At 56.7% G+C, this 18,763-nt stretch carries 21 protein-coding genes and 1 pseudogene; 17 read left to right on the forward strand and 5 right to left on the reverse strand.

The features are described from left to right. Positions 1-21: 21 nt before the first annotated feature. The 7 genes from PM3016_RS16465 to PM3016_RS16495 all read left to right on the forward strand — a co-directional run bounded on the left by PM3016_RS16465 (position 22) and on the right by PM3016_RS16495 (position 7,195). Positions 22-417 carry a hypothetical protein gene (locus tag PM3016_RS16465; protein ID WP_014370193.1) on the forward strand — a complete coding sequence of 132 codons (396 nt, stop codon included), beginning with the start codon at positions 22-24 and terminating at the stop codon, positions 415-417. A gap of 399 nt (positions 418-816) precedes the next feature. Next, positions 817-2,574: a glycoside hydrolase family 13 protein gene (locus PM3016_RS16470; protein WP_014370194.1), complete on the forward strand. Its 1,758-nt coding sequence runs from the start codon at positions 817-819 to the stop codon at positions 2,572-2,574. A 51-nt stretch (positions 2,575-2,625) separates the two neighbouring features. Then, positions 2,626-3,795 carry an iron-containing alcohol dehydrogenase gene (locus tag PM3016_RS16475; protein ID WP_014370195.1) on the forward strand — a complete coding sequence of 390 codons (1,170 nt, stop codon included), beginning with the start codon at positions 2,626-2,628 and terminating at the stop codon, positions 3,793-3,795. A gap of 542 nt (positions 3,796-4,337) precedes the next feature. Then, positions 4,338-5,552, forward strand: a complete 1,215-nt coding sequence (locus PM3016_RS16480) for an MFS transporter (protein ID WP_014370196.1) — start codon at positions 4,338-4,340, stop codon at positions 5,550-5,552. A 103-nt stretch (positions 5,553-5,655) separates the two neighbouring features. Continuing rightward, positions 5,656-5,964: a hypothetical protein gene (locus tag PM3016_RS16485; RefSeq protein ID WP_014370197.1), complete on the forward strand. Its 309-nt coding sequence runs from the start codon at positions 5,656-5,658 to the stop codon at positions 5,962-5,964. Between the two features lie 265 nt (positions 5,965-6,229). Next, positions 6,230-6,670: an HIT family protein gene (locus PM3016_RS16490; RefSeq protein ID WP_014370198.1), complete on the forward strand. Its 441-nt coding sequence runs from the start codon at positions 6,230-6,232 to the stop codon at positions 6,668-6,670. A gap of 93 nt (positions 6,671-6,763) precedes the next feature. Further along, positions 6,764-7,195, forward strand: a complete 432-nt coding sequence (locus PM3016_RS16495; protein ID WP_014370199.1) for a GNAT family N-acetyltransferase — start codon at positions 6,764-6,766, stop codon at positions 7,193-7,195. Between the two features lie 234 nt (positions 7,196-7,429). Here PM3016_RS16495 and PM3016_RS16500 read toward each other — a convergent pair whose 3' ends face one another. Further along, positions 7,430-8,119, reverse strand: coding sequence for a DUF6022 family protein (locus PM3016_RS16500; protein WP_014370200.1), 690 nt, complete (start codon positions 8,117-8,119; stop codon positions 7,430-7,432). A 151-nt stretch (positions 8,120-8,270) separates the two neighbouring features. Here PM3016_RS16500 and PM3016_RS16505 point away from each other — a divergent pair, with 151 nt between their 5' ends. After that, positions 8,271-8,927, forward strand: a complete 657-nt coding sequence (locus tag PM3016_RS16505) for a TetR/AcrR family transcriptional regulator (protein ID WP_238540520.1) — start codon at positions 8,271-8,273, stop codon at positions 8,925-8,927. A gap of 329 nt (positions 8,928-9,256) precedes the next feature. Here PM3016_RS16505 and bglS read toward each other — a convergent pair whose 3' ends face one another. After that, entirely contained in the window at positions 9,257-9,988 is a 732-nt protein-coding gene (bglS, locus tag PM3016_RS16510) for a beta-glucanase (protein ID WP_014370202.1), read from the reverse strand. Positions 9,989-10,545: 557 nt separating this feature from the next. Between bglS and PM3016_RS16515 the strand changes: the two genes are divergently transcribed. Genes PM3016_RS16515 through PM3016_RS16525 form a run of 3 tightly spaced genes read left to right on the forward strand, consistent with a single transcriptional unit; the run spans position 10,546 to position 13,563 of the window. Then, complete coding sequence (locus PM3016_RS16515) at positions 10,546-11,010, forward strand: tripartite tricarboxylate transporter TctB family protein (RefSeq protein WP_014370203.1); 465 nt, start codon at positions 10,546-10,548, stop codon at positions 11,008-11,010. A 16-nt stretch (positions 11,011-11,026) separates the two neighbouring features. Further along, on the forward strand, positions 11,027-12,544 hold the full coding sequence (locus PM3016_RS16520) for a tripartite tricarboxylate transporter permease (RefSeq protein ID WP_014370204.1): 1,518 nt from the start codon (positions 11,027-11,029) through the stop codon (positions 12,542-12,544). A gap of 20 nt (positions 12,545-12,564) precedes the next feature. Next, positions 12,565-13,563, forward strand: a complete 999-nt coding sequence (locus tag PM3016_RS16525; RefSeq protein WP_014370205.1) for a tripartite tricarboxylate transporter substrate binding protein — start codon at positions 12,565-12,567, stop codon at positions 13,561-13,563. Positions 13,564-13,868: 305 nt separating this feature from the next. Here the strand turns inward: PM3016_RS16525 and PM3016_RS38700 are convergent, their stop codons facing one another. Together PM3016_RS38700 and PM3016_RS38705 are read right to left on the reverse strand one after the other, a co-directional pair. After that, the gene (locus PM3016_RS38700; protein WP_013916827.1) at positions 13,869-14,027 is read right to left on the reverse strand and encodes a hypothetical protein; all 159 of its coding nucleotides are present in this window, start codon (positions 14,025-14,027) and stop codon (positions 13,869-13,871) included. Between the two features lie 63 nt (positions 14,028-14,090). Then, on the reverse strand, positions 14,091-14,228 hold the full coding sequence (locus PM3016_RS38705) for a hypothetical protein (RefSeq protein WP_014370207.1): 138 nt from the start codon (positions 14,226-14,228) through the stop codon (positions 14,091-14,093). Positions 14,229-14,428: 200 nt separating this feature from the next. On the opposite strand from PM3016_RS38705, the pseudogene PM3016_RS39720 reads away from it, so the two are divergent. From PM3016_RS39720 to PM3016_RS16545, 4 genes and pseudogenes are all read left to right on the forward strand, one after another. Next, positions 14,429-14,858: pseudogene (locus PM3016_RS39720) on the forward strand (class I SAM-dependent RNA methyltransferase); the annotation flags it as partial. A gap of 165 nt (positions 14,859-15,023) precedes the next feature. Beyond that, positions 15,024-15,164 (forward strand): hypothetical protein, encoded by a 141-nt coding sequence (locus PM3016_RS16535; protein WP_014370208.1) that lies wholly within the window; start codon positions 15,024-15,026, stop codon positions 15,162-15,164. Positions 15,165-15,176: 12 nt separating this feature from the next. Then, complete coding sequence (locus PM3016_RS16540) at positions 15,177-15,458, forward strand: barstar family protein (protein ID WP_274380022.1); 282 nt, start codon at positions 15,177-15,179, stop codon at positions 15,456-15,458. Beyond that, entirely contained in the window at positions 15,415-15,852 is a 438-nt protein-coding gene (locus PM3016_RS16545; protein WP_238540521.1) for a hypothetical protein, read from the forward strand. Before PM3016_RS16540 ends, PM3016_RS16545 begins: the two co-directional genes overlap by 44 nt. 101 nt (positions 15,853-15,953) lie before the next feature. On the opposite strand, the gene PM3016_RS16550 is transcribed toward PM3016_RS16545, so the two are convergent. Then, on the reverse strand, positions 15,954-16,886 hold the full coding sequence (locus PM3016_RS16550) for an AraC family transcriptional regulator (protein ID WP_014370209.1): 933 nt from the start codon (positions 16,884-16,886) through the stop codon (positions 15,954-15,956). Positions 16,887-17,138: 252 nt separating this feature from the next. Here PM3016_RS16550 and PM3016_RS37395 point away from each other — a divergent pair, with 252 nt between their 5' ends. Next, complete coding sequence (locus PM3016_RS37395; RefSeq protein ID WP_236628706.1) at positions 17,139-17,672, forward strand: hypothetical protein; 534 nt, start codon at positions 17,139-17,141, stop codon at positions 17,670-17,672. A 133-nt stretch (positions 17,673-17,805) separates the two neighbouring features. Further along, the gene (locus tag PM3016_RS16555; RefSeq protein WP_014370211.1) at positions 17,806-18,537 is read left to right on the forward strand and encodes a FadR/GntR family transcriptional regulator; all 732 of its coding nucleotides are present in this window, start codon (positions 17,806-17,808) and stop codon (positions 18,535-18,537) included. Positions 18,538-18,763: the final 226 nt, after the last annotated feature.

The following is an 18,763-nucleotide window of genomic DNA, read 5'->3' on the forward strand; positions in this document are numbered from 1 at the left end:
TGCCAAGGGGAGGGAAGCCGGATGAATGATGATTTTATGCAGATCAAGTCGATGCAGGGGGAACTGAAGATTTCCCACAAGAAGCGGCACTTCGGGCTGACGGTGTCAACCCAGGAGCTCATCTACCAGAAGCCCCATGCGAATTTTTATATCAAGCTTCAGGATATCCTCTCGATCACGCCTTTCGAGGTGCCGGTCGGTTCGCGTCCGATGAGGCTCAGCGCAAGCTCCTCCACCGCCAGCGAAACGGTCTACATGCAGGAGGGCATGCCGCATTACCGCTTTTACGTCAAGGAGGCCCACGTGCATAACCGGAGCGGGATCTTTCATATGGGTCCCTCGCAGTTCATTCTGCCGGTGCATGAGGACCTGCTCCGTGCCATATCGAAATACGGCGGGATGGATGCGTTTGAATAAGACGGAGGGAAGGTGACAATCCGCAGGGGCTGCCCATGTGGCTCCGAACAGTACGGTGTCCCGTCAAGACGGCCCCCGGATCGCTTTTGGCCCTGCAGTACACCTAGGTGTGCTGCGGGGTGTTTTCTTTAAGATATAAGAATGGCCCCGTTTTTCTTACGATTTGATTTTGTTCTCATCCAGGCTCGATGCATCATCGTATATTTCTAATCATCGCTTGTTCTTTATTAAGAACAATCATCTGGGCTCTAACGCATGCTTTATTGCCGCGGCTGGAGGGATAAAACAATTTCCGACACCCTTTTGGTCAATCCTGTCGGTGTTGCCGGCCGTTCCCCGGGGGTACCATGGAGGATACATAGACTCAACCAATCCGCAACCGAAGGAGATCTGATATAGATGAAAACCACATGGTGGAAAGAAAGCGTCGTATACCAAATTTATCCGCGCAGCTTCATGGACGGCAACGGGGACGGGATCGGCGACCTCAGCGGCATTCTCTCGAAGCTGGATTACCTCAAGGGTCTCGGGGTGGACGTTCTCTGGATCTGTCCGATCTACAAATCGCCGAACGACGACAACGGCTACGATATCAGCGACTACTGCGACATCATGGAGGAGTTCGGCACGATGGCCCAGTTCGACGAGCTGCTGGCCGAGGCGCACAAGCGCGGCATCAAGATCATCATGGACCTCGTCATCAACCATACCTCCGACGAGCACCCGTGGTTCGTGGAATCACGCAGCTCCAAGGATAACCCGAAGCGCGATTACTACATCTGGAGACCGCCGGGCAAAACCGGGGAGGAGCCGAACAACTGGGAGTCGATCTTCGGCGGCTCGGCATGGCAGCTGGATGAGTCGACGGGCGAGTACTACATGCACCTGTTCTCGACGAGACAGCCGGACCTGAACTGGGAGAACGAGAAGGTGCGCCGCGACCTCTACGACATGATCAACTGGTGGCTGGACAAAGGCATCGACGGCTTCCGGGTGGACGCCATCACGCACATCAAGAAAATCCAGGCGCTGCCGGATCTGCCGAACCCGCTCGGCAAGAAGTACGTCACTTCCTGGGAGGGCCACCGCAACCGGGAGGGTATCCTTGATTATCTGCGCGAGCTGCGCGATGAGACGTTTGCCAAGTACGACATCATGACCGTAGGGGAAGCCAACGGCGTCGAGCTCGAGCAGGCGGAGGACTTCGTGGGCGAGAAGAACGGCGTGTTCAACATGATGTTCCAGTTCGAGCATATGTCGGTGGATCACGGCCCGGGCGGCAAGTGGGACTACAATCCGGACTGGAAGCTGACGGACCTGAAGGACATTCTGAGCAGGTGGCAAAATGGCCTCGAGAACCGCGGCTGGAATGCACTCTTCCTCGAGAATCACGACGTGCCGCGGTCGGTCTCCCGCTTTGCCAATGACAAGGAGCATCATGCCGCCTCGGCCAAAATGCTCGCAACGCTCTACATGCTCATGCAGGGCACGCCGTACATCTACCAGGGCCAGGAGATCGGGATGACGAACGTGAGCTTCGCGTCGATCGAAGACTACCGCGACGTGGAGATCATGAACCTGCACCGTGACGCTTCGGCCGAAGGCTGGTCCGAGGAGAAGATTCTGGCCGCCGTCGAAGCACAGGGCCGCGACAACGCCCGTACGCCGATGCAGTGGGATGTGAGCGCGAACGCGGGCTTTACGACCGGCACGCCATGGATCGGGGTGAACCCGAACTATACCGAGATCAACGTGCAGGCGCAGATCGGGGACGAGGACTCGATCCTGAACCACTACCGCCGTCTGATTGCGCTGCGCAAATCGTACCCGGTCGCCGTTCACGGCTCCTATGAGCTTCTGCTGCCGGAAGACGAGCGGATCTTCGCTTACCTGCGCCGCCAGGGAGACGAAGCGCTGCTGGTGGTATGCAGCTTCTCGGAGCTGATCACGGCCGGCTCCATGCCGGAAGAGCTTGCGGGCTGCAAGGCCCAGCTGCTGCTGGACAGCGGCAATCCGGCCGCCCAGCTGGCGGATACCGGCGTGCTGCCGGAGGTGCTTCCCCTGCAGCCGTACGAGTCCCGAGTATACTTACTTACCTTGACGAAAGCTGCTCAACCTTTTTTCAGTCATTCTCAATCCTCCGCCGGCACGGTATAATGGGTCCTGTACCCAATTGAAGACCTTAATGGCCAAGGAGGAATCTCCGTAATGAATGCATTCTCTTTTGTGAACCCGACCCGTATTCTCTTCGGCGAAGGGATGGTTGACAAACTTGGCGAGCAGGTGCAGGCGCAGGGCGCCCGCACTGTGCTCCTCGTATATGGCGGCGGCAGCATCAAGAAGAGCGGCCTGTATGACCGCGTGCTCACCCAGCTGGAGCAGGCCGGCGCCCGCGCCGTCGAGCTGCCCGGCGTCGAGCCGAATCCGCGTGTGACCACCGTGCGCAAAGGGATCGAGCTGGCCCGTGCCGAAGGCGTGGACCTGATCCTTGCCGTTGGCGGCGGCAGTGTGCTGGACGCGGCCAAGGCCGTCGCGGTAGGCGTACCGTATGAAGGCGACGTCTGGGACTTCATGATGCGCAAGGCGGAGATCAAGAGCGCTCTGCCGCTCGGCACCGTGCTGACGCTGTCGGCGACGGGCTCCGAGATGAACGGCAACTCCGTCATCACGAACTGGGAAGAGAATCTCAAGAAATCGTTCGGCAGCATCCATGCCTATCCGAAGTTCTCGATTCTCGATCCGACGCTGACCTACTCGGTACCGCGCGACCAGACCGTGAACGGCATCGTCGATACGATGTCCCACGTGTTCGAGCAGTACTTCTCCCCGACCCAGGACACGCCGCTGCAGGAGCGCTTCTGCGAAGGCGTGCTGCAGACGGTCATCGAGAACGGCGAGAAGGCGCTGGCGAAGCCGGATGATTACACGTCCCGCGCCAACCTGATGCTGAGCAGCACGTTCGCGCTGAACGGCGGCCTGATCTCCGTCGGCATGCAGAACGACTGGGCAACGCACATGATCGAGCATGAAGTCAGCGCGATCTACGACATTGCCCACGCGGCCGGCCTGGCGATCCTGTTCCCGAACTGGATGAAGTACGTGTACAGCGAGCGCATCGACCGCTTCGTGCAGTACGCCGTGAGAGTATGGAACGTCGACCCGTCCGGCAAGTCGGACGAGGAAGTGGCGCTGGCCGGCATTCAGGCGACCCGCGATTACTTCACCCGCATCGGGGCGCCGGCGCGTCTGGCGGATCTTGGCATCGGCGAGAAGGACATCGACCGCATGGCGAAAGAGACGGTCCGCTTCGGCCCGGTCGGCGGCTTCAAGCAGCTGAACGAGGAAGACGTGAAGGCGATTCTGCGCCTGAGTCTGTAATGAATAGGAGCCGCAGCTCCCTGCCTGGTAAGGGAGGGGCGCGGCAGTGCGAAATAGCGATGGCTTCCATCGCTATTTCGTGTTGTTTTGGGGCGGCGCCGGGAGCGCGCCCGGTGGGGGCGAGGCGTGGAGCGGGGCCAGGCAGAGGCACGGCAAGAGCCGGCTTGAGTGAAGCGCGATCAGCGATGCTGCGAAGGCGCAGCTGGCACGGTAAAACCGTGCCAGCGTAGGAGAGGAGTGAGCTGTGCAAGTTTGCGCGGTCGTTTAACACGGAAAAACCGTGTTAAATGAGTCCCTAGCGCCGCGAAGCAGCAAATAGCACGGAAAAACCGTGCTATCACAGGCGAGGAGTGGGCTGCGTAAGGCAGCATCGTCATCTAACACGGAAAAACCGTGTTAAATGAGTCCCCTAGCACCGCGAAGCAGCAAATAGCACGGAAAAACCGTGCTATCGCAGGCGTGAACATGTTACCCAAGGCTGCGCGGACCTGTAACACGCGGACCAACGGTTCCCAAAGGAACGAAAGGAGGGCTGTGCCCCGATGAAAACGACGGGCTCGTCCGACCGCATCAATCATGGGCTGTTTGTGGGCGTTACGCTGCTCTACTGGTGTTCGCTCTATGTCTATGTCCCGATCTTGTCTCCCTACCTTGAGCATCTCGGGGCTTCCTACAGTCTGGCCGGCATCGTGCTCGGCAGCTACGGCCTGACGCAGATCCTGCTGCGGCTGCCCCTCGGCATCGCCTCGGACCGGATGAAGCTGCGCAAGCCGTACATTCTGCTCGGCATGCTGGCGACGGCGCTGAGCTGTCTCTGCTTCGCCTGGGGCGAGCAGATCGAGTGGGCGCTAGCCGGCCGCATCCTCTCCGGTGTGGCGGCTTCCACCTGGGTCGCCTTCACCGTTATGTACGCCGGCCTGCACCGGGAGGGCGGGGCGACGCGGGCCATGGGCACGATCTCGCTGCTCACGGCCGGCGGCCAGCTCCTCGGGATGCTGCTGAGCGGCTATCTGCTGAAGACAGGCGGCTGGGCAGCCTCCTTCTGGACGGGCGCACTCATCGGAGCCGCCGGTCTGCTGCTGGCGCTCTTCCTGAAGGAGCCGCGCGGAGGCATCGACCGCACGCCGATGCGGTACGGCGACCTGCTGCCCGTGATGAAAGACGGGCTGCTCTGGCGAGTCTCGACACTCTCCATCCTGGCGCACGGCGTTCTGTTCATCACGATGTTCGGCTTCACGCCGTCCTACGCGCTGCAGCTTGGGGCGGATGAGGCCGGCCTGACGCTGCTCGTCGCCGCCTTCATGGTGCCGCACGCGGTCAGCTCTTATCTGACCGGCCGCGTCCTGGCGCCGAAGTTCGGTGCTTGGAACGTGGTGCTGGCCGGCTTCGTCATTTCGGCGCTGTGCTCAGCGGCCACCTCGGTGGTGCCGACCTTCGGCCTCCTGCTGCTGACGCAGGCGCTGAACGGATGGTTCCAGGGCCTGCATTTTCCGCTGCTGCTCGGGCTCTCCATCGACCATATCGACGAACGCAAACGGGCGACGGCCATGGGCTTCTACCAGGCCGTCTATGCGGTAGGCATGTTCGCAGGGCCTTTCGTCGCCGGTACGCTCAACGAGTGGAGCGGGCTCAAAAGCGGCTTCTATCTGGCCGGTGTGCTGGGGGCCGCCGCTGCCGCATTGACGGTGTTCTGGTTCAAGCGGGAGCGCAGGGCGGAGTCACGGCTGGCCGCAGAAGGACGGACCGACAGCCTGTAGTTCCTTCCGTCCTGCACAAGGCACCACGACAGGCGGCAGAGCGACAGCGACTCATTCTTCCGGGAAACGGGTAAAATATGGAGTACCCAGGAAAAATGAGGTGATGACGCTGTTCCTTCTACTGCTTGCCGTTTCGCTGATCACCCCGGCTTTGATGCTGGCGCTCCGCTTTTTTGTTCCCAAATCCGCCTTCTGGTTCGATGCGGCCGCCCTCGTCAGCATGTATGCTTTCGGCGTCATTGCCGCCGATGCGGTGGCCGGCATCCTGCTCCGCAATACGGTGATGATGACGGAGGTGCACCGCATCTTCTACAATCCGCTGTTTCTTGCGGCCGGCGGCTATCTGGGACTCTACGGGTTCTATCGCAGCTGGAGCGGACTCTTCCGGTACAGCGGCCGCTGGAACGGATGAAAGGGGCCATGGTGCACAACGCGGCCGATCCGCAGTCCCTGTATTCATTCGCAAATCCGCAGTAAATCGGGTACAATGGAACATTCCGTGTGGAATATCAGTTGAAGGTGAGCCCCTGGAAACCCGCGGCAGCGCGGGTTTTTGCCATGTTCTTCCGGAAGTGCGGCGCCGCTCTCCCCAAGGTCTTCCTCCATATGGTAAGGTATACGTAGTAAGGCCGGCGTCCAAAAGGGGAATCTGCCGGTAACGAAGGAGGAAGCGGAGGATGGAGAGGAAACAGGAGGAGAATCATGCTTCGTGTCTTGGCTGCCGGCTTGCCGGTGGACAGGAGCCGGCGGAAATCGTATATGAGGATGAGAGGATCACGGCTTTGCTGGACATTGCCCCGCTCAACGGAGGGCATGTGCTCCTGCTGCCGAAGCGTCATGCCTTGGATCTGGACGGGCTTCACCCGGAAGACCTGCAGGCGCTCAACGAGACCTCGGTACGGATCGCCCGGGTGTTGAAGCGGATGTATGCGCCGGACGGCATCACGACCATGAGCAATGGAGGCCTGTTCAACGATCTGGGCCATGTTCATCTGCATGTATTCCCGCGTTATCAGGGGGATGGCTTCGGATGGAGGGAGCCGGCCGCCCCTCGGGGGACGGACGTGCCCAACCGCGTCATTCGCGACCGGTTGGCGGAGCTCCTCGCATCCGAGTGAGGCGGCAAGCAGGTACTCGTCCTTCCTTTTCCATATCTGCCCAAGGTAAACCGACATACATATCCAGCAAATAGCAAAGGAGCAATGGTCCATATGACGACATTCATTAACCTCAAACCGCGCATCGGTGAAGAAGCGCTGCAGGAACTGCTGTCTTACTCCATGTTTCCCGATCCGGACATGATCGAAGCGGCCATCACGGCATACCATGAGGATCCGACATGGGAGCTCTACGGGCTTGAACAAGAAGGGACCGTTGTGGCGATGATCGGGTTCACGGAGGAAGAGGGCCGTGTGCTGCATATCCGCCATCTCGTGGTTCATCCGGAATTCCGCCGTATCGGCTACGGCCGGGGCGTGATCCTCGAGCTGCTCGAAGCGCGCAAGCCCTCCGCGCTCCGCGCCGAGACGGATGAGGAAGCCGTTGATTTTTATCGGGGGAACGGGTTCTCGGTCGTTTCGCTAGGGGAGCAGTACCCCGGTGTGGAACGGTTCGCCTGCACCTATGATGCGGAAGTGGGCTGATCTTCAAGGAGCAGCAGGCTGACTTGACTATCGCCCTGAGCAGGTTCGGATATCACACAGGGATGAGGCTGAGGGCTGCCTGGTAACTGCAGGGGGAACCAGCTTCCAGTCGAAGGACCAGTCAAGAATCCGAAGAGGTGTCTCCTGCCTTGTATCCCTTCCAAACAACCGACCTCTAAGCAGGTCGGTTGTTTGGCTTCCGGGTGAGCTGGAACGAGTGCCCCCGCCGATCCTTCAGGGAAGGCATGAATCCTGATAGGGCCGCTTGAAGTAGGCGATGGTTTTAGCTCCTGAGGGGACAACGGAAACAAGCTCCCAGCCATATCGGCCCCAGTGGGACAGGGCTTCATCAAGTGCCCAGCTGCTGTGGTCCCCTTCCGTACCGTTCAAGCAGTCGCCCAGAGACACATCGGATGCGTACTCCCACTTCACTGCACCGGACCATTGGCCTTCTGCAGGAGGCAATCGTTCTTCCTTACGGTCCCATCTTACGCGTGTAGAGGCACGGGAGAGCAGAGATAGGATTTCTTCCCGTTCAACCGTCTCCAATTCCAGAAGCCGGGGAGGCCGGGGGATATGGAAGGCGCGATGGGAATGATACACCTGCAGCATCAGGGACCCGATCGGGGCTCCGTCATTCGCGGATAAGGTATACCAGATGCAGCGTTCCCGCTCCTCCGGCGGGCCCCAATTTTCTATGGAGTTCTTGAGTTGAAATCCCGATTTTAACGTGATGCCCTCTTGACTGAAGTGCGCTGCGACCGGACTCATAAAGTCTTGAATCCATGCCCCATATGCGCGGTCGCCATAGGCTTTGAACATCTCCTCGAGCTCGGTTATTCTCCTCTCATACACGGCCTTCCATGAAACGGACAGGACCTGCTCAGCCCGGCGCACGATCTCTTTAAGCTCCATCATTGGCATGTTTGCTAACATCCTCTCGAATTAATCTAACATCGATAAATTATAATTTACTGGTGTTAGATTAATCCAATGTGTTATACTTGTCAAGCAGCAATAGGAGGTTGACATGGCGAGAAGACGAATCTATCCCAGCGAAACACAGAACGGGCCCGTGGAGAAACTGCATACCCCCTTGGACCTGCCGCGTATCCTGAATGCTTTTTTGAGTATGTTGCAGACAGAAGGCCTGGAACCGATCTCGATGCGCAAGATTGCCGATTTTCTTGGGGTAAAAGCAGCTTCCCTGTATTATCATGTGAAGGACAAAGAGCACTTGATTTATTTAATGGGCGAGAAATACCGGTCGGAGGTTGAGCTTCCCGGTCCGGAATTGAATTGGCGGGAAGGGCTGAGGATCTGGGCCTGTAATTTTCGGGATACCTTGAAACTGTACCGGGATTCCGTACAGATCATGAATGCCACCTTCGCCCCAAGCCCCCACCGGCTGGCTCATATTGAATTTTTATATCGGGTCTTTGCCCAGCAGGGCTTTCCTGATCCCCAAATTCCATGGTATTCTTCGATGCTGAAAACTTACGTGCTTGGTTTTGTGGATGAAGAGAACCGCATGCTGAAGCGTTCGATACGAAGGCAGGAGGATGCGGAAGCCTCAGAGGATTCGGCGTTTTCATCCCTTCCCGAAGAGAAGTACCCGCATCTCGTCAGGCTGGCTGAGTATACGGCCTCCACCGATTTTGACAACGAATTTGCAGGCGGGCTCCAGGTATTATTGGATGGGTTCGAGGCTCAGCTGAAGGCAAAAAAGTAGGTTTGGAGGAGAAGGGCGCTGCCACTCCATCGCAATGATTCTAATCCGAAGACATTCCGGCGATAGAGCCGGCGGACGTGATACACCTCCGGCCTCATCACGGGGGTGCCCTCCCGGCCGGCTGAATGGCAACGGTGACACGACTCGCGGCGTCCTGATACCGCGGTGGAAAGTCCTGCCCTTGACACAGGGATCCAAGCTGCCATTATGGGACAAAAGGAGCATTCCTTTCCGGGCCTGGGCAAGCAGCATCAGTGGGAAACCCAATACAAAAGGGTACCGGATCCATCGCGGATCGCCGGTACCCTTCTTTGCGCTTATGCTGCCGCTCAATTGCTCGTATATTTGACCCAGTCGTAGTAGGCAGCCAGCGGATTTTTGCCGTCATACCTGCCAAGCCAGTCATCCACGCCCGTTCCGTTCCAGAGATTCATCATGATTTTGCCAGGGTTGGTTGGGATGTCGGTGGTGGCCGTATGCTTCAGCACACCGTCCACATACCACTTGATGTGACCGGGCTGCCAATCGAAGGCATACGTATGGAATCCCTGTGAAGCGTCGAAGCCGAGATCGACGACTTTCTCATGCCCGCCGACTCCGTTCGTAAAATAATTAAACTGCACCTTGGTCGTATCTTTGCCCAGGAATTCGATATCGATTTCATCCCAGGGGGTTCCGTCGCTCGGACCCGTGTAGGTGAAGAACGAAGAGACAATGCCGACATTCTTCGCAGGCTTCATGCTCACCTCGTATTTGCCGTACCCGTATTTGTTCGTGGAACGGTATTCGCCGCAGTCGAACTTGTTGTACGAAGGGCTGGTGATCTTCAGCTCGAGCTGTCCGGAATTCGTGAAGCCAGGGTTGGCGGCTCTCCAGGTGCAGTTGAACATGCTTCCGTTGGAGTAATTATCCGCTTTTTGCCATGTGCTCGGGTTGTAATAGGTCAGCGGCTCCCAGAATTCCCAGGCTGCCGAAGCAGAGGGAAGAAGGCCCAACGACAGCGTGAAGGCGGTTACAAGCGCCAGATTGAATCTCTTGCGCATAAAGTTGATAAAGTTCATACCATTCCTCCTATCGATTTTGTTTCAGAGATGACGTCGGTCCGGCTGCCACTTGAATAGCCCGGCAGCCCCGTCATCGGGACTATAGGTCAGATTGGATGCCTGGCGAGCTTCGTGCTGCTGCTTTGAGCCAGAGGGAGGGGGAACGTACAGGGTGTTTCATCATTCGAGAGCCTCCTTTTTGTCATAAAAAAGTCCGTGCTGTCACGGTTGGCTGCCCGGGCAGCGTGATTTTCGCGCTTCTCTCCTTTCCACTTGCAGGGTGTACGGCGGGCCGGCGTTCATGAGCATTCCTTCTTCCAGAGTGTTTGGCTGAGCTTACCTGCCTGTCGTCAAGCTTATCTTACCCTCCTTATTTTCCAAATGTAGGGTGCGATTTTTCGGATGGGGTGGGGGGATTTAGGGTGCGGCCTGAGCGTCATGCGGTTGCAGGTGATCCTCCGGTTCCCAGCGGCCGCTTCCGGAACTTCGGAACCCTTAGGGACTGCCGCCCATATACTGGTCAGGAGACAATGAGATCTTCCTCCATTAGGAGATGAATGAAGGAGGGGCTGCGGATGAAGCTGCTCATACGCCTTGGGGCGCACCGGACCGGCGCACTGGCCGCCATGGGTCTCGGGGTGCTGTCTTTGGCGGAGGCGGTACGGCTGTTCCCATACCGGAGCGATGCCTGGGCGGGTGACCATCTCGTTCCCGGCCTGCTGGGCGCGCTGCTTCTTGTGCTGGGTGCGCTGATGCTGAGAGGCGCCGGCCGTCCGGCCGGTCCGGCGGTGTTCCCCCAGGGGACGCTGCGCAAACAGATGCTTCTGGTGTATGCCGCCATGCTGTTGTATACGCTCACGCTTCCTTACCTCGGCTATTTGACCGGCACGTGGATCGCAGGGATGCTGCTGCTCCGCTGGATCGGGGGATACAGGTGGGTCTTTTGTCTGCCGGTGTCGGCTGCCGTTACAGCCGTACTGCACGTGGTCTTTGTGGGCTGGCTTCAGATGAGCTTTCCCGCGGGGATCTTCACGTGGTGAACAAAGGAGGTGCGGCATGGAAGCCTGGACCCTGCTGCTGGGGGGATTGGCCCAAGCACTGACACTTGACAATCTGCTGATGGCCGCCGTCGGTGCGCTGGTCGGCACGTTCGTCGGCGTCCTGCCGGGACTCGGCCCCACCTCGGCCATCGCCATTCTGCTGCCGCTGACGACGGTGCTGGAGCCGACGCAGGGGATGATCATGCTGGCGGGGATCTATTACGGAGCCATGTACGGCGGCTCGACGACCGCGATTCTCATGAACATTCCCGGCGAGGTATCATCGATTCCCACCTGCCTCGACGGGTATCCGCTGGCCCGCAAAGGGCGCGGGGGGCCGGCGCTCGGCATCGCGGCCATCGCTTCCTTCGCGGCCGGGACGCTGGCCCTGTTCGGGCTCGTCGGGTTCGCTCCCTGGCTGGCGGAGCGGGCACTGGCGTTCGGACCTCCGGAGTATACGGCGCTGATGCTGCTCGCACTGACGCTCATCGTGAACTTGTCCGGCCGTTCGCTCGCCAAGGCGCTCGCGATGGGGGCGGCGGGCTTCCTGGCCGCCGCCGTGGGACTCGGCCCGATGAGCGGGATGCCCCGCTTCAGCTACGGAAGCACCTCGCTGACCGGCGGGCTCGAGATGATCAGCGTGATCATCGGACTCTTCGCCGTGACGGAGGTGTTCAAGGGGATGGAAGAGCGCCGGGCGCAGATCACGAACACGAAGCTCGGCCGGATGTATCCGGACCGAAAGGAGCTTGCGCGCTGCACGCCGTCCTTCCTGCGGGGGGGAGCGGTAGGCTTCGTGCTGGGACTGCTGCCGGGCTGCTCGGCGGCCGTGTCCGCTTTTCTGGCCTACGACATGGAGAAAAAGGTGTCCCGCACCCCGGAAGCCTTCGGCAAAGGGGCGATGGAGGGCGTAGCGGCGCCGGAGGCCGCGAACAATGCCACGAGCTCGGCGGGCTTCATTCCGCTGCTCTCGCTCGGCATCCCCTCCTCGCCGCCGCTGGCCGTCCTGCTCGCGGGCCTGATGATCTACGGCCTCGCTCCGGGACCGCTGCTCTTCGAGCAGAACGGGCCGTTCATCTGGACGGTGATTGCCAGCATGTTCGTCGGCAACGCGATGCTGCTGATCCTGAATCTGCCCCTTGTCGGGTTGTGGGCACGGATGACGCGGATTCCGTACGGCATCATGGGCCCTCTGATCCTGCTGCTGAGCACGATCGGAGCGTATACGATCCGCAGCTCGCTGTTTGACGTAGGGGTGGCCCTCGCGTTCGGGGGGCTCGGCTACCTGTTCCACAAATACCAGTGGCCGGTGCTGCCCTTTATTCTCGGCTTCATTCTCGGACCGCTCTTCGAGCAGTCGTTCCTGCAGTCGGTGTCGCTGTCGGGCGGCAGCCTCATGATCTTCCTGGAGCGTCCCATGTCGGCAGGCCTGCTTGCGGCGGCTGTCATCCTGCTCTCGTTCTCGATCCGGCTCAAGAAGCAGACCCAGAAGCGGATATCGGAGGAAGCGGGAGACTTCGAAGAAATCGCTTAGCCCCAAGGAGGTACAAGGCTATGAAAGTGAAATGGAAGGCCGCGGCAGCGGCTGCGGCAGTGCTGGGGATCCTGCTGTCCGCCTGCACGTCGGGGGGGAGCCGGGATGCGGCGAATTATCCGAAGAAGGGAATCGAGTACATTGTTCCCTTCTCTCCCGGCGGCGGGGTGGACCTGGTCGCCAGAGCCGTGGCGGAGTATGCCGGCAAGGCGTGGGGCCAGCCGGTGACGGTAGTGAACAAACCCGGCGGAGGCGGTGCTGTCGGTGCCCAGGCTGCGCTCAAGGGAGCGGCCAAAGACGGATATACGGTGCTCGCGGATAACAATTCGAGTACGAGCATGCTGTCGGCGGGGCTGAGTACGCCGCCGGTGGCGATCACGGACCATCTCTTCGTCTCGAAGATCGTGGAGGACGCCCCTGCGTTCGCTGTCAGCGCGGATGCGCCGTGGGCTGACTTCAAGGCCTTCTCCGACTGGGCCAAGGCCCATCCCGACCAGCTCACCTGGACCAGCGTGGGGCCGTCCGGCTTCTCCTCCTTCGCGGTGGCGGAGTGGATGAAGGCCATCGGCGGGGACTTCTCGAAGTCCCGGATGGTCACGACCAAGGGGGCTTCGGAGTCCGCTCCGATGATCGCCGGCGGCCATGCCGTGCTCGCCGTGCATACGGTGGCGGAGCTGTATCCGCTGGCCCAGGCCGGCAAGATCAAGCTGCTCGCCGTCGTCGCCGATCAGCGCAGCCCGTTCCTGCCGGATGTGCCTACAGCGGATGAGCAGGGGGTGACAGGGCTCACCGTGCGCTGGTGGACCGGTCTGTCTCTGCCGGCCGGAACGCCCGATGAGATCCGTGCGAAGTGGGATGCCTTGATTGCCGAGATGGTGCAGGACCCGGCTTTTCTGGAGAAGCTGAAGAACATGAAAATGGAACCGGCCTACCTGGATTCGGGCAAGTTCAGCGAATGGGTGGGCAACGAATCGAATTACTTGACGGATCTTGCGGCCAAATACGGGATTCGGAAGTAAGCTGGGGAAGAAGTACCAGACAGTGCTTGCCGTGCTATAAGGCAGGGGGAGAGTAAAAGCACTTATTTAGTGACATAAGATTTATTATGTAGCCAAGAGGCGCCGCTGCAAGGGTTGGTCAGCGGGCCTCTTGGTGCTTTTGTCTCTATGTCTTCCGATTAGGGCAGAGCGGCAGACCCAATGGGGGAGTCAGCTGTCCTGCCGCGGCGTCTCGTGCGCATCCACTGCTACGATTTTCACCTTGCCCTGTGTGTTCGGATTGCCCGCGGCGGGGCGTGCTTTGGATTTAGGTTTGGCCATTGTGCTTATCCTTCCTCATCCTGCTTCTCAATGTGCCCCTTGATTGCCGCAATGGCATCGTCGGAGGCGCTCAGGTTCGGGTGGTCAACGTCCGTCACGATCCGGTCATCGCTGTAATCGCGGTTGCGCGGATTTACGGGCAGGTCTTTGTTTTTACGGCTCATGATGGGTTCCTCCTGTAGATGGATTGGCTTTGAATGGATGGAGTTGGGGCAACAATCGGCTGCTTATTTCTTGCTCCGGAAAGCCGTCTTGTCCATGTTCATATGCAGATCATTCTCGTTGCTCTCCTTGGCGCTGAGGGACGGGGTATCCGCGCTGTTCGGCACGTCGGTATTCTTCTGGCGCTTGGATGTCTTGGCCACGGTCGGTCCACCTCCTTCACCTCTTACAGGGTGCGCTTCCCTTCATAGGAACATGCGGGATGGGCGCCCGACAATCGCTGGCAAGAAGCGGTGGAATGTCTAGCGGCGGCGGATGTCTGCGTCCTTCCAAGGGTATACTTGAAGTAACAGGAAAAAGCGGCGGCAGGAAGTAAGGTTCGCGCGATCTATTGGACACACCGGAGCTGGTGATCGATGCCTACTGCGGCACGGGTACGATCGGGTTGTGGCTGGCACCACTTGCCTGTGAGGTGCTGGTGATCGAGCTTCTGCCCGAGGCGGTGCAGGACGCCAGGGCCAATGCGCGTGCGAGCGGCGTGGGCAACGCGAGCTTCTTCGAGGACCGCACGGAGCAGCTGCTGCCAGAGTGGATCGGGCGGGGCATGCGGCCCGATGTGATTCGTCGTGGACCCGCGCGCACGGGCTGCTGCCGTCCGCTGCTGCAGGCTGGTGGAGGCCCGGCCGCCGCGGCTCGTGTACGTGTCGTGCAACCCTGCGACACTTGCGAAGGACTGCCAGGTGCTGCTCGCCGGCGGGTACCGGCTGGAGTGGGTGCAGCCGGTCGACATGTTCCCGCAGATGGCGCATGTGGAGTGTTGTGTGCACTGTTAGTTTGGAACGGAAAGAACGAATGAGAAAGTAATATGGGAATGTCCTCTCTTCATTGAGAGGGCATTTTTTTTCCTATATTTTATAGATACGAAAAGCAAAATAGCAACATATGGTACAATGGGTTATAGAACATTGCTCTGATGAAGTTGTTTGGAGGTTAGGTCGATGGAGCAGGAAGTACTATGGAAGTCGTTGATGATGAACGGTTCTATCGTTATGTTTTGGAGACAAAGCATGCTGGAAAAGTATGTTGAAAACATAAAAAAAGAAGGATTTGACGTATATTCATTTGATTGTGATTCATGAATTGGAAAAAACCTGGATGCTTTTAATGATTGCCTTTCCGATATGTTCCCTGGTAATGAGGGTTTCGTATTCGTCTTCAAGAACTTCGACAAATTCATTCAACGAGATAAAGACACTGCGTTCCATGTGCTGGACATTATCCAAAATAATGCTTGGAGATTACTTGTAGAAAATCAGAAGAAGCTGATGGCTTTCTTGCATTCCAACGATCCTCAGTTACAAATACAATCTGTGGGGGCACTGTCTGTACTTGGGAATAAGGAAGAATGGTTTAATAAGAGCAGAGGTGTTTAGCCAAAAAAGTTTTATTATCCAGAATCGAGGTAACGATATGTCCCTAATCCCCCTTAGAGTACCAATGGGATTTGCTGTTTGTTTCAATAAATTTTCAGATGTTGACCCCATACCTTGTAAGACTGGGGATGGTTTTATTGAAAACTGGGAGTATTTCACCGAAGATATTTTGCAAATAGCAATGATGAAAATAGTAGATGGGAACTGGGTATTACCAAAGTTCGATAAGCTTATCATTGACTTAGGTTGGTATCCAGACAGTCATATCACTGGTCAATACAGACTTATACAAGTTAATGAGTCTTGGGAAGTAATAAGAGAGAAATATTCTAAAGATCGACATGAAATAAAGGATACAATCGAAGCTTGGATGAAAAATCCCATTGTTTCATAGACACCTGTCTAATACTCTGCTGGTGAAGAACGTTGATCTTAGAAAAACTCCCTGCCAATCTGGCAAGGGAGTTTGGGGTCTGCTCAAAAGTAGGATCGTTCTCATTTCAGCTTGACCGGGATGCAAAAATCGATCGGAACCCGATCTTCAGGATCTTGGAACGGGGTACCGTGAAAAATCGCCATCATAGACCGGCTCTCATCCCACTGATAAGGACTGAGGGGAAGCCAGTGAATGTTAGCCATATGTATGAGTTCGTACAGCAAATCGGCAGGTTCATCCAGTGAAAGCACCGCATACTTCCCGCCAGCCGTCTCTATGGGCAGAACCTCCAACGAAGGGGGGATAAGCCTTGTGGTCGTGAAGCACACCGCATACCTTTGCCTCGACGCCGGGGTGACGCAAGGATCGTCGAAGATGAGACCGATTGCCTGACTTGAACCGTCCAGCAGGTCGTGGGCCCGCATCCAATCTTCAAGCCTGCTGAATTTCTCTCCGATCTCCCGGTTGATCCCTCCCTGAACAAGCGTTCCCCGATGATGGATGCATGCGGCACGCCGAACCGGCAGCTGCTTAACTTCGATCTTCATCCTGTGATATTTCTTTTCCAGATCACGCAGTCTTGCGCGTCCGTTCTCACCGGCCATCAGGGTCTCCCGAAACCGCATATATAGAAGATCAAGGCCGTTACGGGCCCGGTAATCGGTTGCGGACAGACCCGTGTATCGGCGGAACGTCCGGGCAAAATGGGCGGGAGTCTGCAGACCGCATTCCAGCGCAATATCTGTCAAGCTTCTCTCCGATTGAAATACAGTCAATTTAGCCGCCTTTTCCACCCTCAGCCGATTAACGAAGTGAAGGACATTCTCGTTCATGGTACGTTTAAAAACACGGTGAAAATGATAGACCGAGAAGGCGGAAACATCCGCGAGTTCCTCAGCGGTAAGCGGGGAAGACAAATGTTCGTCGATATAGCGTACCACCTGGTTCATCCGCATTTGATATTCTTTCTCTAGTAAAGGGATCGTCGACATAATAAACTCCAAAGTTATCATTTTATTCCATTATATCAAAATATCGCAGAAATTGTTAAATCGAGCGCACGAATTGGTAAGACTCACCGGAAGAAATCATTTATCATCAGAAATTGTAAGCGGCCTGTTCACTGTCAAGGAAAGGGGGAACCTGATGACCAAATCTTAATAAAAGAAAAGGGTAAGGCAGAGATTTTCTGGCTCTAAGAAAAATAATGGGTTTTGGTAAACATAACCCGGGAAAAGAGGATAATGATGAAAAAGCTCACATTCTTGTTACTCGCGGTATTCATGCTTCAGTTTTCCATAGTCTCTGCGGCTTTTGCAAAGGACACTCTTGTACCTGGCGAAAAACTTGTAGAGGGGACTTATTTAGTATCTAAAAATGGTGTATTCTCCCTGCACATGCAGTGGGATGGCAATCTGGTGCTTTATAAGAATGGTAGTACGCCTCTTTGGTCTACAGATACCGATGGTGTGAATTATCGATATTTTGATCCACTCGCCGGTCGTTATTTTACTGCTTGGCCGCATCATTTACACTTTGCTTCTACTCCCGACGGAACTGTAATTCGCTTAAGTGATTCGACTGAGAGGGTTCAGTTCTGGAATTCAAATAACAGACCATGGAGCAATAAACATTACTCCTATATTGGTAATATGCCGACAAACCTCAGCGGCGATCTTCTGATCGTTCAAGATGACGGAAATTTGGTTCTTTATAACACCAAGGACACGGCTAGAGGCTGGTATCCTGTCTGGGCTTCAAACACATACGGACGCTAAGAAGAATATCATGATCCGCAAGAGCCGTGCGATGCCGCGGCTCTTTTATCATTTTTCACCCTTCGATGAAAATATGACATCATGTTGTCCTACAAGTACGATAAAGCTATAATGGTTTTGTAGGAGATTTTGCATGAACATACCGCAATTGAAGGAAGGGGTTCTTATCCAATTTAATCGAGTGTCGAGCAACAAGCTGTATATACAAATCTATAACCAGATCCTGTCGCAGATCGAGTCCGGCGCCTTCCAGATCGGCGACAAGCTGCCGACGGAGAAGGAATTATGCGCCCAGTTCGGCGTTAGCCGTGCACCGGTGCGGCAGGCGCTGAGCGCGCTGGAGATGAATGGATATATCTATTCCAGGCAGGGCGAGGGCGTATACGTTAAACAAAACCAGCAACCGGCAGAGAACTCGCAAGCGTCCATTCTGGAAAAGGTATCCCCGGAGGACATTGTCGAAGCCAGAATGAACATGGAGCCGATCATCGCCAAATATGCCGCCGCTCGGGCTACCGAGGAGGATATCGAGGCGCTCCGGAGAACGATCCTGCAGATGGAAGAAGAGACAAAGTCAGGCATCTACTCGCCGGAAACCGACGAGCGGCTGCATATCGAGATTGCGAAGGCTTCGCATAACGACTTATTCATTCAGTTTATGTCCGTGATCGCGAATGCGATGAAGCAGCAGGAGATGTGGACGTTTATCCGCGATCGCACGGTGACTCGCCCGGACTACCGGGATACGAATTTCGCGGAGCACAAGAAGATTATCCAGGCCATCGAGAATCGCGACGAGCAGGAAGCCATGCGGATCATGGCCTTCCATATGACCAATCTATACGACCGTTATTGGAAAGATTAATCATGAAACCTCCCCTGCCATCGAAAGGCCATTTCGGCAGGGGAGGTTTTTGTCATTATCCGCCAAATCATGGGCTTAACGTATTGACATCAATACAAGGCACCTCTATACTGTGTACATAAGGTTACTTAGGATACAAGTTAACAAGTCGAAGGGAGGGATCTCATTATCCTCGCAGCGGTGAAGTGAGAAGGGCTGTAAGGCTGTTAGTGAAAGTGATGAAAGC

The sequence above is a fragment of the Paenibacillus mucilaginosus 3016 genome (assembly GCF_000250655.1).
Lineage (GTDB): Bacteria > Bacillota > Bacilli > Paenibacillales > NBRC-103111 > Paenibacillus_G > Paenibacillus_G mucilaginosus.

What these genes read in the sequence shown, in the direction of transcription:
- PM3016_RS16465 (WP_014370193.1), top strand. Translation starts at nt 22, where the DNA reads ATGAATGATGATTTTATGCAGATCAAGTCGATGCAGGGGGAACTGAAG.
- PM3016_RS16470 (WP_014370194.1), top strand. Translation starts at nt 817, where the DNA reads ATGAAAACCACATGGTGGAAAGAAAGCGTCGTATACCAAATTTATCCG.
- PM3016_RS16475 (WP_014370195.1), top strand. Translation starts at nt 2,626, where the DNA reads ATGAATGCATTCTCTTTTGTGAACCCGACCCGTATTCTCTTCGGCGAA.
- PM3016_RS16480 (WP_014370196.1), top strand. Translation starts at nt 4,338, where the DNA reads ATGAAAACGACGGGCTCGTCCGACCGCATCAATCATGGGCTGTTTGTG.
- PM3016_RS16485 (WP_014370197.1), top strand. Translation starts at nt 5,656, where the DNA reads ATGACGCTGTTCCTTCTACTGCTTGCCGTTTCGCTGATCACCCCGGCT.
- PM3016_RS16490 (WP_014370198.1), top strand. Translation starts at nt 6,230, where the DNA reads ATGGAGAGGAAACAGGAGGAGAATCATGCTTCGTGTCTTGGCTGCCGG.
- PM3016_RS16495 (WP_014370199.1), top strand. Translation starts at nt 6,764, where the DNA reads ATGACGACATTCATTAACCTCAAACCGCGCATCGGTGAAGAAGCGCTG.
- PM3016_RS16500 (WP_014370200.1), bottom strand. Translation starts at nt 8,119, where the DNA reads ATGCCAATGATGGAGCTTAAAGAGATCGTGCGCCGGGCTGAGCAGGTC.
- bglS (WP_014370202.1), bottom strand. Translation starts at nt 9,988, where the DNA reads ATGAACTTTATCAACTTTATGCGCAAGAGATTCAATCTGGCGCTTGTA.
- PM3016_RS16515 (WP_014370203.1), top strand. Translation starts at nt 10,546, where the DNA reads ATGAAGCTGCTCATACGCCTTGGGGCGCACCGGACCGGCGCACTGGCC.
- PM3016_RS16520 (WP_014370204.1), top strand. Translation starts at nt 11,027, where the DNA reads ATGGAAGCCTGGACCCTGCTGCTGGGGGGATTGGCCCAAGCACTGACA.
- PM3016_RS16525 (WP_014370205.1), top strand. Translation starts at nt 12,565, where the DNA reads ATGAAAGTGAAATGGAAGGCCGCGGCAGCGGCTGCGGCAGTGCTGGGG.
- PM3016_RS38700 (WP_013916827.1), bottom strand. Translation starts at nt 14,027, where the DNA reads ATGAGCCGTAAAAACAAAGACCTGCCCGTAAATCCGCGCAACCGCGAT.
- PM3016_RS16535 (WP_014370208.1), top strand. Translation starts at nt 15,024, where the DNA reads ATGGAGCAGGAAGTACTATGGAAGTCGTTGATGATGAACGGTTCTATC.
- PM3016_RS16550 (WP_014370209.1), bottom strand. Translation starts at nt 16,886, where the DNA reads ATGTCGACGATCCCTTTACTAGAGAAAGAATATCAAATGCGGATGAAC.
- PM3016_RS37395 (WP_236628706.1), top strand. Translation starts at nt 17,139, where the DNA reads ATGATGAAAAAGCTCACATTCTTGTTACTCGCGGTATTCATGCTTCAG.
- PM3016_RS16555 (WP_014370211.1), top strand. Translation starts at nt 17,806, where the DNA reads ATGAACATACCGCAATTGAAGGAAGGGGTTCTTATCCAATTTAATCGA.